General features: G+C 69.0%; 13 protein-coding genes. 9 read left to right on the top strand and 4 right to left on the bottom strand.

Translation table 11 applies throughout. The features are described from left to right. The first annotated feature begins 77 nt into the window (after positions 1-77). Together ACZ7L7_RS16800 and ACZ7L7_RS16795 are read left to right on the top strand one after the other, a co-directional pair. Positions 78-1,208 carry an acyl-CoA dehydrogenase family protein gene (locus ACZ7L7_RS16800; RefSeq protein ID WP_472076253.1) on the top strand — a complete coding sequence of 377 codons (1,131 nt, stop codon included), beginning with the start codon at positions 78-80 and terminating at the stop codon, positions 1,206-1,208. Then, positions 1,205-1,603 (top strand): RidA family protein, encoded by a 399-nt coding sequence (locus ACZ7L7_RS16795; RefSeq protein WP_285513507.1) that lies wholly within the window; start codon positions 1,205-1,207, stop codon positions 1,601-1,603. The genes ACZ7L7_RS16800 and ACZ7L7_RS16795 overlap by 4 nt, the downstream gene beginning before the upstream one ends. 19 nt (positions 1,604-1,622) lie before the next feature. Here the strand turns inward: ACZ7L7_RS16795 and ACZ7L7_RS16790 are convergent, their stop codons facing one another. Continuing rightward, on the bottom strand, positions 1,623-1,808 hold the full coding sequence (locus ACZ7L7_RS16790; RefSeq protein WP_261719679.1) for a DUF5999 family protein: 186 nt from the start codon (positions 1,806-1,808) through the stop codon (positions 1,623-1,625). A gap of 244 nt (positions 1,809-2,052) precedes the next feature. Between ACZ7L7_RS16790 and ACZ7L7_RS16785 the strand changes: the two genes are divergently transcribed. Beyond that, positions 2,053-2,478 (top strand): DUF6299 family protein, encoded by a 426-nt coding sequence (locus ACZ7L7_RS16785; protein ID WP_472076251.1) that lies wholly within the window; start codon positions 2,053-2,055, stop codon positions 2,476-2,478. Between the two features lie 56 nt (positions 2,479-2,534). Here the strand turns inward: ACZ7L7_RS16785 and ACZ7L7_RS16780 are convergent, their stop codons facing one another. The 3 genes from ACZ7L7_RS16780 to ACZ7L7_RS16770 form a co-directional block, all read right to left on the bottom strand. Next, on the bottom strand, positions 2,535-3,086 hold the full coding sequence (locus ACZ7L7_RS16780) for a DUF305 domain-containing protein (RefSeq protein ID WP_472076249.1): 552 nt from the start codon (positions 3,084-3,086) through the stop codon (positions 2,535-2,537). Positions 3,087-3,163: 77 nt separating this feature from the next. Further along, on the bottom strand, positions 3,164-3,559 hold the full coding sequence (locus ACZ7L7_RS16775) for a DUF6153 family protein (RefSeq protein ID WP_472076247.1): 396 nt from the start codon (positions 3,557-3,559) through the stop codon (positions 3,164-3,166). 227 nt (positions 3,560-3,786) lie between these two features. Further along, entirely contained in the window at positions 3,787-4,305 is a 519-nt protein-coding gene (locus ACZ7L7_RS16770) for an ATP-binding protein (RefSeq protein WP_472076245.1), read from the bottom strand. A gap of 172 nt (positions 4,306-4,477) precedes the next feature. On the opposite strand from ACZ7L7_RS16770, the gene ACZ7L7_RS16765 reads away from it, so the two are divergent. The 6 genes from ACZ7L7_RS16765 (at position 4,478) to ACZ7L7_RS16740 (ending at position 11,497) form a co-directional block, all read left to right on the top strand. Beyond that, positions 4,478-5,362, top strand: coding sequence for a helix-turn-helix domain-containing protein (locus ACZ7L7_RS16765; RefSeq protein ID WP_472076243.1), 885 nt, complete (start codon positions 4,478-4,480; stop codon positions 5,360-5,362). Beyond that, the gene (locus tag ACZ7L7_RS16760; RefSeq protein ID WP_472076241.1) at positions 5,359-5,559 is read left to right on the top strand and encodes a DUF397 domain-containing protein; all 201 of its coding nucleotides are present in this window, start codon (positions 5,359-5,361) and stop codon (positions 5,557-5,559) included. Before ACZ7L7_RS16765 ends, ACZ7L7_RS16760 begins: the two co-directional genes overlap by 4 nt. A 613-nt stretch (positions 5,560-6,172) precedes the next feature. Beyond that, positions 6,173-7,072 (top strand): radical SAM protein, encoded by a 900-nt coding sequence (locus tag ACZ7L7_RS16755; protein WP_472076239.1) that lies wholly within the window; start codon positions 6,173-6,175, stop codon positions 7,070-7,072. After that, positions 7,069-7,503, top strand: coding sequence for a DUF6375 family protein (locus ACZ7L7_RS16750; protein ID WP_472076237.1), 435 nt, complete (start codon positions 7,069-7,071; stop codon positions 7,501-7,503). The genes ACZ7L7_RS16755 and ACZ7L7_RS16750 overlap by 4 nt, the downstream gene beginning before the upstream one ends. Beyond that, positions 7,490-8,182 (top strand): hypothetical protein, encoded by a 693-nt coding sequence (locus ACZ7L7_RS16745; protein ID WP_472076235.1) that lies wholly within the window; start codon positions 7,490-7,492, stop codon positions 8,180-8,182. Before ACZ7L7_RS16750 ends, ACZ7L7_RS16745 begins: the two co-directional genes overlap by 14 nt. A gap of 153 nt (positions 8,183-8,335) precedes the next feature. After that, positions 8,336-11,497, top strand: coding sequence for an NACHT domain-containing protein (locus ACZ7L7_RS16740; protein ID WP_472076233.1), 3,162 nt, complete (start codon positions 8,336-8,338; stop codon positions 11,495-11,497). The last annotated feature ends 161 nt before the right edge of the window (positions 11,498-11,658 follow it).

Here is an 11,658-nt window from a genome sequence, read left to right as displayed (position 1 = left end):
CGACAGTCAACTGTGCGCGATACCGTGGGGGGAGCGGCTCCGCGTCACCTCGACAGCCGCGGGGAGAGAGGACGGCGATGCCCGCATTCTCACTCGAACCGGACCAGCTCGCCTGGTGCGCAGAGCTGCGCCGACAGGCCGCCGAGCAGTTGCGCCCGCTCGCCGAGAAGGGTGAGCCCGGCCAGGTCAACCGCCCCCTCGTCGCCGAACTGGGCGCCCTCGGCCTGCTGCCCCGGCTCTTCACCTCCGGCGCCCTGGACCTGTGCCTGATGCGCGAGTCCCTGGCCTACGCCTGCACGGAGGCGGAGACCGCACTCGCCCTCCAGGGCCTCGGCGCCCACCCCGTCCACGCCCACGGCACCCCGGAACAGCGCGCGCACTGGCTGCCCCGGGTGGGGGAGGGCCGGGCGGTACCCGCCTTCGCACTGAGCGAGCCCGGAGCGGGCTCCGACGCCGCGGCCCTCTCCCTGACCGCCGAACCCGACGGCCCCTCCGGCTGGCGCCTGACCGGCGAGAAGTGCTGGATCTCCAACGCCCCCGACGCCGACTTCTACACCGTCTTCGCCCGTACGACCCCGGGCGCCGGCTCCCGCGGCGTCACCGCCTTCCTGGTCCCGGCCGACCGCCCCGGCCTGACTGGCGCCCCCCTCGACATGCTCTCCCCGCACCCCATCGGCACCCTCACCTTCGACGCGGTCCCGGTCACCACCGCCGACCTCCTGGGCGAGCCCGACCGGGGCTTCCGGGTAGCGATGGACACCCTGAACCTGTTCCGCCCGAGCGTCGGCGCCTTCGCGGTGGGCATGGCCCAGGCCGCCCTGGACGCCACCCTCGCCCACACCGCCCAACGGGATGCCTTCGGCGGCAAGTTGAAGGACCTCCGGACGGTCTCCCACCAGGTCGCCGAACTGGCCCTGCGCACGGAGGCGGCCCGCCTGATGGTCTACGCGGCGGCCACGGCGTACGACGAAGGCGCCCCCGACGTGCCCCGCCGCTCGGCGATGGCGAAACTCCTGGCCACGGAGACCGCGCAGTACGTCGTCGACCAGGCGGTCCAACTGCACGGCGCCCGGGCCCTGCGCCGCGGCCACGTGCTGGAGCACCTGTACCGGGAAGTCCGCGCCCCGCGCATCTACGAGGGGGCGAGCGAGGTACAACGGGGCATCATCGCGAAGGAGTTGTACGCCGAGCTGGAGGCTGAGGAATGACCGCCGAGCGACTGAACCCGCCCGAACTCTCCCCGCCCAGGGGCTTCTCGCACGCCGTGGTGGCCACCGGTACCCGGCTCGTGTTCCTGGCGGGCCAGACGGCACTGGACACCGACGGCAAGGTGGTGGGGGACAGCCTCCCCGAGCAGTTCGAGAAGGCGCTGACCAACCTCCTCACGGCCCTGCGAGCGGCCGGCGCCACCCCGGCCGACCTGGCCAGGGTCACGGTCTACGCCACGGACATCGAGGAGTACCGCGCGCACGCCCGTGAACTGGGCGCCGTCTGGCGGAGGCTGGCGGGCCGGGACTACCCGGCTATGGCGGTCGTGGAGGTCGTACGCCTGTGGGACGGGCAGGCGCTGGTGGAGCTGGACGGCTTCGCGGTACTGCCGTAGGGGGACTCGTAGGGGACGGTCAGGCGGCGACGGCCATGGCCACCCGGTGCGGGGCGACGACCCGCCCGTCCGGCAGCAGCTCCCCGGAGTCGTCGAAGACGATCGTGCCGTCGCACAGCAGGCTCCACCCCTGCTCGGGGTGGGCGGCGACGACCACGCCGGCGTGCGGACCGGTCAGCGGACAGGAAGCCTGGTGAGCACCCATGGCGCACCTCCACGGAGAGGGTCGAGGTCTTCGTTCGAAGTCTTCATACGGTTAGACCATGCGCCCGGCGTGAACTCATTGCCAGCGCCCGCCCGAGAGCGTGACAACACGGGGACAACTCCCGGACGCCGCGGGGACGCTCGGGGCCAACTCGCCACCGAAGGGGTGACGATCACACGCGCGCGGGCGCGCGCCCGGTACAGGTGGAGCCTCCCCGAGTTCCGATCGTTCCCGGAAGGTCCCCATGCCCGTGCGCACCGCCGCTCTCGGCGCGGCCTCAGCCACCGCCCTGCTCCTGCTCCTCGCCCCCACGGCCCCCGCCGCCCCCGTGGAGACGGTGACCGTCGACCCCACCGGCACGATCGCCGCCGACGGCACGGTCACCCTCTCCGGCACCTACCGCTGCACGGGCGGCACCGGCCCGGTCTTCGTCAGCTCCTCCGTCGGCGCCCGCGACGCCGACGTCCGCCACGGCATCGGCGGCACCCGGGCGATCTGCGACGGCGCGGAACACCGCTGGGAGAACACGGGCAAACCCCGCCCGGACGCGGTGAAGCCGGGCCCGGCACAGGTGGAGGCGACGCTGATGGAACTGAGGACGGGCGGGGGCCTGCCCCTGCCGGCGTTCCACGCGCAGAACAAGCAGGACGTGACGCTGGTGAAGTCCTGACGCCCTCGACCGGGGCCGGGGAGGAAACCCTCCCCGGCCCCGGTTCCCGCACCCCCTCAGAGCCGCTCGACGATCCCCTTCAGCTCCTCGACCTCACCGGACTGCCCCTTCACGACAGCCTCGGCGAGCTTCTTGGCATCGGCGTTCTCGCCCTTCTCCTTCTCCTCCTCGGCCATGGCGATGGCACCGTTGTGGTGCTCGATCATCAGCTCGGCGAAGGCCTTGTCGAAGGCGGTGCCCGTCAGGCCCTTCAGCCCGGCCATGTCCGAGCCGGACATCATCCCGTGCCCGCCGCCGTGCCCGGCCCCGTGCCCGGAGACGGGCTGATCCCACGCCTCCAGCCACCCCTTCATGGTCCGGATCTCCGGCTCCTGGGCCCGCTCGATCCGCTCGGCGATGTCCTTGACGGCGGCGTCGGAGGCCCGCCCGTCGGCCAGCTCGGCCATCTCCAGGGCCTGTTCGTGGTGCGGGATCATCATCTGCGCGAAGGTGACGTCGGCGTCGTTGTAGTCGGCGGCAGCCTTCTTCTCACCCCCACAGCCCACGAGGCCCAGGAACCCCCCGAGGAGAAGTCCGCCCACGGCGATACCGCCCTTGCATGCACGCATGGTTGCTCTCACTTCGTCTGTCGTTCCGTTTTCCGGCATGCCGAGTCACGGGCTGAACGCCCGTGGCAGGAATCGGCCTATTGCCGCAGAACCGACAGCTCGGTGAGATCGGGCGCCCCGCGCGGCGGCGGACGCGGCGCCGTCACGACGGCCACCTGAGCGAGCAGCGACTCCGCCCACTCCCGATGCCGCGCGAACGCCGACTTCAACAGCCCCGCGAGCACCCACACCCCGAACAGCACGGCCACACACAGGGAGGCCATGTCCATCGCCATCGGGGGCTCGTGCGTGGCCGCGCCGTCGACCACGGGAAGCTCCATGGGCGCCGCATGCGAGGCGCCGACCGCCCCGGAGTGCGAGGACTCCTCGGGGTGCCCCAGGGTGTGCATCACGAACACCCCGACCGCGAGCACGACGACCAGCAGAAGCTGCCCCAGGGCACCTCCGGCTCGTACGCACGTCTTGGCTCGCACGGTCAGACGGTACCGAATGCGCTACCCGGAGGTCGGACTCAGGTCGGGAACTCGCCGAGCCAGGCGCGGTTGAGCAGCTCACTGGGGATGTAGTCGGATTCGACTTCGATCGGGAATCCCGCGTCTTAGGCCAGGCAGGTCACCGCGAGCGGGCCGAGTGCGGTGTAGCCGTGCACGCACTTTTCCCGTTCCTCTGTGGCAGACCAGAAGTCCTTGAACCTCTTCCTCTAACGGTTCGTCACCGCGCGGGCTGCTCCGCGCGGTTCCGGACCGGGTGGCACTAACACCCCCGGCGTCGACAGCACCGCCCGCACCGTCTTGCCGCTCGGCGGGAACGGCACACAGTCCCAGTGGTCGGCCAGCGCCGCGACCAGCACCAGACCCCGGCCGCCCGGCGGGATCGCGCCGGCCTCCGCCGGGCCTGTCGAGATCTGCGGATACAGGTCTCCGCGGGCGTCGCTGACCTCCACCCGCAGCAGCTTCGACGTCGCGTCCAGTACGAGCGTCAGCCGGAAGCAGCGGCCCCGTACATGCCCGTGCAGGACGGCGTTCGCGGCGAGTTCGCCGATCACGACCTCGGCACGCTCCGTGAGCGCCGGATGGACGTCCCAGGCGCACAACTGCCCCACCCCGAGCAGCCGCGCCAGCCGGGCGCCGCGCCGCGTCGCCGAGAACAGTTGGCTGAAGGTGCGCGAGCGGGCGGTGGGGGCAGGGGTGGTGAGCTGCGGGGAAGCGGTTTGGTTCATGACGCCAGCGTGACGCCCGATTCGCCCGTGCACGAGACCTGAACCCCGTACGCTGAGTCAGCGTACGTGCACGGGCAGTGGACAGTACGGGGGGCGATGGTCACGATGAGTTGCGTGTGCGGGGGCAAGGGGCCCGGCCGGAGAGCCGGGGCGCTGCGGAAAGGGGCGGCGGATGGACATCACCGAGGCGGAAGCGACCATCACGGGCACGGGGGTGCGTGCCGTACCGCAGGGGGAGGGGGAACGGGAACCCCATCCGTCGGACAGCCTGCGCACCTTCGGCGCGGTCGTCCAGGCATTACGTGAACACGCGGGCCTCAGTCGGAACGACCTGGCCGCCGTCGTCAAGTACTCCAAGCACACCGTGGAGTCGGTCGAGTTGGGCCGCCGTATGCCGGACAAGGCCTTCGTCGAACGGGCGGAGAGCGCCCTCGGCAACACGGGCGCCCTGCGGAAGGCGGCCCGGCATCTGAGCCGAGGGGAGGCGGGCCTGGCCGCCTGGTTCCGGCGGTGGGCCCGGCTGGAGCGGGAGGCGGTGAGCCTGTGTACGTACGAGTGCAGGCTGGTGCCGGGGTTGTTGCAGTCGGAGGCGTATGCGCGGGCGGTGTTCGAGGGCACCATCCCGCTCCGGACCGATGAGGAGCTGGAGGCCCAGCTCGCGGCCCGAATGGAACGCCAGCGGATGATGCTGGAGCGGCCCACGGTGCCGTTCAGCTTCATCGTCGAAGAGCACGTGTTCCGGCGCCGGTTCGGGGACGCGGAGGCGATGCGGGGGCTGCTGGATCACGTGCTGGAGCGGAGCACGCCCAGGAACGTGACGCTGCAAGTGGTGCCGGTGGAGGCGGGGTTGCACGCGTGTCTGGATGGGCCGATGCGCATCTTGGAGACCCCGGAAGGGCAGAGGCTCGGGTATTCGGAAGGGCAGAAGAACGGGCGGCTGATCTCCGACTCGAAAGAGGTGAGTGCACTCTGTCAGCGCTATGAAACACTGCGCTCGCAGGCCCTGAGCCCCAACCAATCCAGGGACCTGTTGGAGCAACTCCGAGGAGAGCTATGAGCGGCAGTGCGACGGAACTCGCCTGGTTCAAGTCCAGCTACAGCGGCAGCGAGGGCGACGACTGCGTGGAGATCGCGATCGCCGAACAGGCTGTTCACGTACGGGACTCCAAGGACCTGTCCCGCACGCCCTTCGCCATGAGCCGTCAGGGCTGGGCGCCCTTCGTCAAGTTCGTTGCGGAGGACTCGGCGGGGTAGCCGAGCGCGGCTCGGTCGGTGCAGCGGTTGCCGAAGCCGGGGAAGACCAGCTTCGGCAACCGTAGTGCGAGCAGCAGGCGTCGGCGTTCTCAGATGTCCCGGAAGAGACCAGCCAGCGCCGTGACCTGCAGCGAGGGTGGTCGTGGGTTGCTGACCTGCAGGAATGGCCTTTCAGCTGTTTCATGTACGTACCCGTTGATGCATCTGGAAGTCCCAGGAAACTCCCCGTGCCAGGAGCCACTCTTTTGACTCTATGCTGGTGTGCGGGTGCTGTGTGGGCTGGTGTCCGTGCATCAGTGGTACTTCGGCATGGCCATCAAGGCGACGGGTGGTCGGCTCCTGACCGAACGCGCAGTTCGACGTACCGCGCACGACCGGTCGCTCCTGTCCGACGGGCCAAGGCACTGGAGTTGGTCGAGCGCCTGGTTGCCGAGGGACGCCTGCCGCTTCGCCAACCGCGCGCGGATCATGGCATCGAGCGGCTGTAGGAGACCCCGGCGCCAGTCACCAACCGGTTGTTCGCATTGTCGGGAAATCAGCGTGCGCGCACGACGCCGACGAGCTTGCCCAGTCCGGCCCCGGCGTCACCGACAGCGGTGGCATCATATTGTCGGTGAGGTGCAAGATTCGCCTGTCCGCAGCCGGTGTTCACCTGTTCGACCGCGTCTCCGGGATGAACGTGCTGCTCGACGAGGTGCCTGTTCCCGCTGAGCAGTTCTCCCGTGCTCCGCGGTACCTGTCCGTCGCGCTGACCAACGCCTGCGAGCTGCACTGTGCCTACTGCTACGCGCCCAAGCACGCCGCCACGCTCGGCAAGGAGCGTGTGCTGGCATGGGCGGTCGAACTCGATGCCGCCGGGTGCCTCGGTGTCGGTTTCGGAGGCGGGGAACCGACCGCGTACCGCCGCTTCGCCCAATTGTGTTCGAACATAGCCCAGTCCACGTCTATGGCGGTGACCTTCACGACCCATGGGCACCGGCTCACACCCGAGCTCGTCGAATCCCTGCGCGGAGCCGTGCACTTCGTCCGTCTGTCGGTCGACGGGATTGGAGCCACCTACGAGCGGCTCCGCGGCCGACCGTTCGCGGCCGTGGCCCAGGCGGCCGGGTTGCTCGGCTCCCTCGCCCCGTTCGGCATCAACGCCGTCATCAACGCCGACACGGTCGGCGAACTGGATGACCTCGCCGAGTTCGCCGACAAGGTCGGCGCGTCTGAACTTCTGCTCCTGCCGGAGCAGCCGACCGCGGCAACCCCCGGTATCAGTGACGCCGAGGCGCAGTGCCTCGTCGAGTGGGCCGCGACCGCCATGACCGGGGTTCGGCTTGCGATCTCCCGTACTGGTCTCGAGGCCGCGCTGCCCACCGCGGAGGCCGTCCCAGGCGAGCACCCCCTCGACGCGCACATGCACGTCGACGCGACCGGCGTCCTGCGCCCCCACGCGTATGCGCCCACGGGAGTGTCAGTCGAGGGCTCCATCATGGAAGCCGTGCAGGTGCTGAGGGAGGCACGATGAGGATCTGGAACGGATACGGCTCGGAGCACTCGATGGACCTGGTTCTGATCGGCCGATTCCAGACGGTCACCGGCGCGAAGGCAGCGGAGGAGCGCATGGAGGCTCTGCAGGCGCTAGCCGAGGCCGCGTGGTCCGACGACGACTGGCGGAGCTCCGACGAGCGCATGCCTCCCGAACTCGGGGAAGCACTGCGCGAAATGAAGCTGTACGACATGGGGCGGTACGACGTCGACAACTACGCGTTTGATCACAGCGTCACCCGCGAAGGCGAGACGGTCCGGATCTGGACCGACGAGTCCGATGTCCAGGGATTCCTGAAGGTGCTCCTCCATTACGGCGCGAAGGTCGAGGTCTTCTCGCGCCACGAATGGGACGAGGACGCGATCACGCAGTCGGATGCGAGTAACCGGAGCGACGGTGGATCTGACTGATCTGGCACGCTTGCCCGGCGCCGCCGACCAGAACTTCGAAGCGCTCACGCGGGCCATCGTCTCCCGTCGCTATGGTGCGCTGGGCACGATGCGGGAGCGTCGCAACCAGCCCGGCGTCGAGTTCTATCTGCACGTCGACCATGCCGGTGCTCTGGGCGACCCCGGCCGGATCTGGGGGTGGTCGTGCAAATGGTTCATCCTCAACAGCAAGAATGAGCTCAGCGCAGGCCATCGCACGCAGATCGAGGACTCGCTCTCCAAGGCGATCGAGCACGTCGCCGGACTGACCGACTTCGTCCTCTGTCTTCCAGAGCGGCCCGCCAAGGGGGACGAGGAATGGATCAACGGACTCAGTCGGCAGGATGTCCGCGTCAAACTCTGGTCCACCGAGAACTACGACGCCCAGCTCGCCGGACATGACGAGCTCCGCTCTACCTTCTTCGGTGAACTCGCCCTCACCGCAGACGTACTGGCGCAAGTCCACAAGCGATCTGTTGCGCCTGTCGAGGCCCGGTGGACGCCACGGCTGCACACCTCCCACCACGTGGAGCACCGCATCGACCGGGCCTTGTTGCGCCCGGCGTCGTTCGAGTGGCTGCAGCAGCGCACCGACGACATCGCAGCCCGGATCCAGGCACTGCGCGCAGCCCTCAACGGCCTCGACACCACCTTCCGCTAAGGCGCCGTCGAGATTGCCGACGACCTGGAGCGGTTCGTCGACGACCTGCGGGAAGTCCTTGACGCCGGCAGGAGTCTCCGGCCCTGGGAGGTTCGCGAGCGCCTCGCCGAACAGCGGCCGCCCGCGACCTCTCCCCGCACGCTGCGACGCCTGGTGCTCAGACTGAGGCAGCGACGCCTGCCCGAGGCGTTGCTGGTCACCGGCCTCGGCGCGGAGATCCGCGACATCGTCCAGTGGCTGCACGACACACGGGCAGACATCGAAGCCCCCCTACTCGCCATCATCGCCGCCGCGGGACAGGGCAAGACGCACCTCGCCGCGCAGATGACCTCACCGAACGACCAGCCCACGGCAGGAGTCTTCATCCAGGGCGGAAACCTGCGCGCCGGCGGGACCCTCGACGACCTCGCGCGACGGATCCCCGGACTGAAGGTCGACCACTTTGAGGACCTCCTGGAAGCGCTCAACTCAGCCGGCAACCGCGCCGGCTGCCGGATTCCGTTGATCATCGACGGCCTGAACGAGGCCGAGCGACCCTCGGAGTGGAGGACACTGCTCGCCGGATTGGCACCGGCCCTGGGCGGTTACCCTCACGTGGCGGTGATCGTCACCCTCCGCGAAGCACTCGCTGACCAGGCTCTTCCGAAGGACACGGTGCCTCTGGAACTGGAGTGGCAGCGCGCGGAAGTCGATGACATCCTCCGCGTCTACTTCCGCCACTACCTGATCAACCCGGCCGATGCCTGGCTACCGATCGGGGAGTTCCACAACCCGCTGTTCGTCCGCATGTACTGCGAGGCCGCGAATCACGACCGCCGAGTGCCGGTAGGCGTGGAGGCGCTGCCTCAGTCCCTCATCGGCGTCTTCGAGCTGTACCGCGAGGGCGTGGTCGAGCGGCTGGCCCATGACCCGGCCCGCATCCGGGTGCCGGCCGACCAGATCCAGCGCCGCCTCACTGCTCTGGCGAGATACATGTGGACGCACAACGTCCGTCGGCTTCCGTTCGACGAAGCGCGAAGAGTCCTCGACGCCGACCAGTCGAACTGGGATGAAAGCCTGTTCCGGCGCCTCGTAGAGGAAGGAGTGATCTTCCGCGAGGAGATCAGGGGTTCCGACGACACTGAGTGCGGCTTCGTTTTTGATCGCCTCGCCGGATACCTGATTGCCGACGCGATTCTGGTGCGCATGCCCTACGCGGAGGTCAACGAGCAGCTCGCGGAGGCGGCTCTCTGGCAGTCTCTCCTGGGCGACCATGCGCACCCCCTCGGCGAGGACATCCTCATCGGCCTCATCTCACTGGTGCCACGCCGCTTCACCAGACACCACCTGTGGCGCGTCGCCCCGGAGGAGCATCGTTCGTTGGTGCTCGCCCAGGAACTCAATACCGAGTCCGGCTTTCTCGACGACGAAACTGTAGACGCGCTCGCAACCGCGCTCGTTACCGGACATCCCAGCAAGAGGAAGGGCAGGTCCGCATTCGACCGTCTGTGGGAGGTCCGCAGGTCCGCTCCGCACCGCCTGAACGCCGCTTTCCTCGACCAGGTCCTGCGCCAACTACCTCTCCCTCAACGCGACCTGCGCTGGACCGAATGGGCTCGAGGCCGGGTTCCAGGCCGGCTCACGGCAGACCTGGAACGAGCGATCGACAGGTGGACCGGAAGCGGCATACGCGCCGAGAGGGACGACCTGGACGCGCAGGCCATTGCCTGGCTGCTGACTTCCACGGACACGAGCATGCGGGACCTGGCGACGAAAGCTCTCCAGCGCTACGGTCGTCCGGAACCCAAGCGGCTGTTTGATCTCGCCGCTCGGATGCTCGATGTCGACGACCCCTACGTCGTCGAACGCCTCGTCGCCGCCGCGTTCGGGGCCGCCAGCGCCCACCAGATGCCCGATCCCGGCGGACCGCTCGAAGGCGCGCTGCGGGATTGGCTGGTGCAGCTGCGCGACCGCTTCCTCGACGGCGGGACCACACCCACCTCGCACGAGCAACTGCGCGGCTATGTACGGGTCACCTATGAATTCGCCGGCGCCCTCCACCCAGCCAGCGTCCCGGACGGGGTTGATGCCTTCGCGCCGAGATTCGCCGCCGTGGCGCCCGCCGAGGTGATGGAGGACGACGACCCCAACGCCGAGGAGTGCGACCGCACCTTCGGGATGGACTTCGAGAACTACATCATCGGGGCTGCCATCAATGGCAGAGACAACTACGACTTCGACCACCCCGACTACCGCAGGGCCCGCGCCGAGGTCATGGCCCGCGTCTGGGGACTGGGCTGGCGCGAGAAGGAATTCGGCAGCGTCGACCAGTCCATTGCCGCGAACGCCGAGCGGCCTTACAGCTCCAAAAGGAGGGTGGAGCGGTACGGCAAGAAGTACGGCTGGATCGCCTACTACGAGATGATCGGTCGCCTCGTGGACATCGGCCGCGCACCAGCTCCCTTCGGGGACGCAGAACGCTTGATGCCTGACATCGACCCGACCTTTCCCGATAGGCCCCCGGTGGCGCCCATGCCCCTTCCACTGTGGGCGCCCGTGGAGCCCACTGACGACCAGACCTGGCTCACCTCGGGGACGGTGGCGGTCCCGGACGAGCTCTGGTCACCCACGGAAATCCACGGAGTGGACGGCGGCTGGCTTCTAGTCGAGGGGTATCTGGACCACCGCCACGACGGGCGGACCGTATTCGGGTTCTTCCGCACCCTCCTGCTGGAGCCGGAGGACGCGGAACCCGCCCAGCAGCTCGCCAGTGACTGTCAGTATCTGGGAAACCACTTCTTCCCTCCGCTGCCGACGGTCCGCGATGTGCTGGCCGCTGAAATGCCGTGGAGCCCTCGGTTCGAGTTGAACTTCGACGACGATGCCCCAGGCGCCCTCCCGCACCGAGCGCTGCGTCGCGATTGGCAGGACGACAGCTTCGAGTTCGGCCAGGTCGCCGTGGATTTCGCCCCCGACAGCACTTCGGAGACCGGGCTCGGCGGGAGCTACGACGTGCCGTCGTTTGAGTTCGCCGCCCGATTCGACCTGCGCCAACTGCCGGGCACTGTGGACCTCGTGGGCCTGGACGGCCGGCGCGCCTCCGCAGTCTTCCGCGTGGACAAGCCCTGGCGAGGCCACCTGCTCTTCCTGCGCCGCGATCTCGTCCAGGACTTCGCCGCCGATCGCCGGATCATGCAGGTGGCCTGGGGCGAGCGCGAGGTAGCCGTCGACTGGCACTCTGTTCCTCCCTGGGTACGCGCGGCGCAGCGCAGCCACGCGAACGTGTGGCGTCACATCCGGCTGCTCGGGGCGGATCAGAGCAGCGCCGAGAACTAACGGGCTGTACGCCGCCAGAGCGCCTGGCTGGGCGGCGGCCTCCGGCAGATGCACACCGAGGGCCTGCCCGGCGGGCTTGTCGTCGGACAAGCCCGCGACCGACTGCTTTCCCGCGTACCCATTCCTTGCTCTCTTGCTCTGGCCGCTGGCAGATGCGGTCT

It is taken from the genome of Streptomyces sp. NPDC110618, from assembly GCF_055657065.1.
This window is presented reverse-complemented; position numbering and strand designations above follow the sequence as displayed.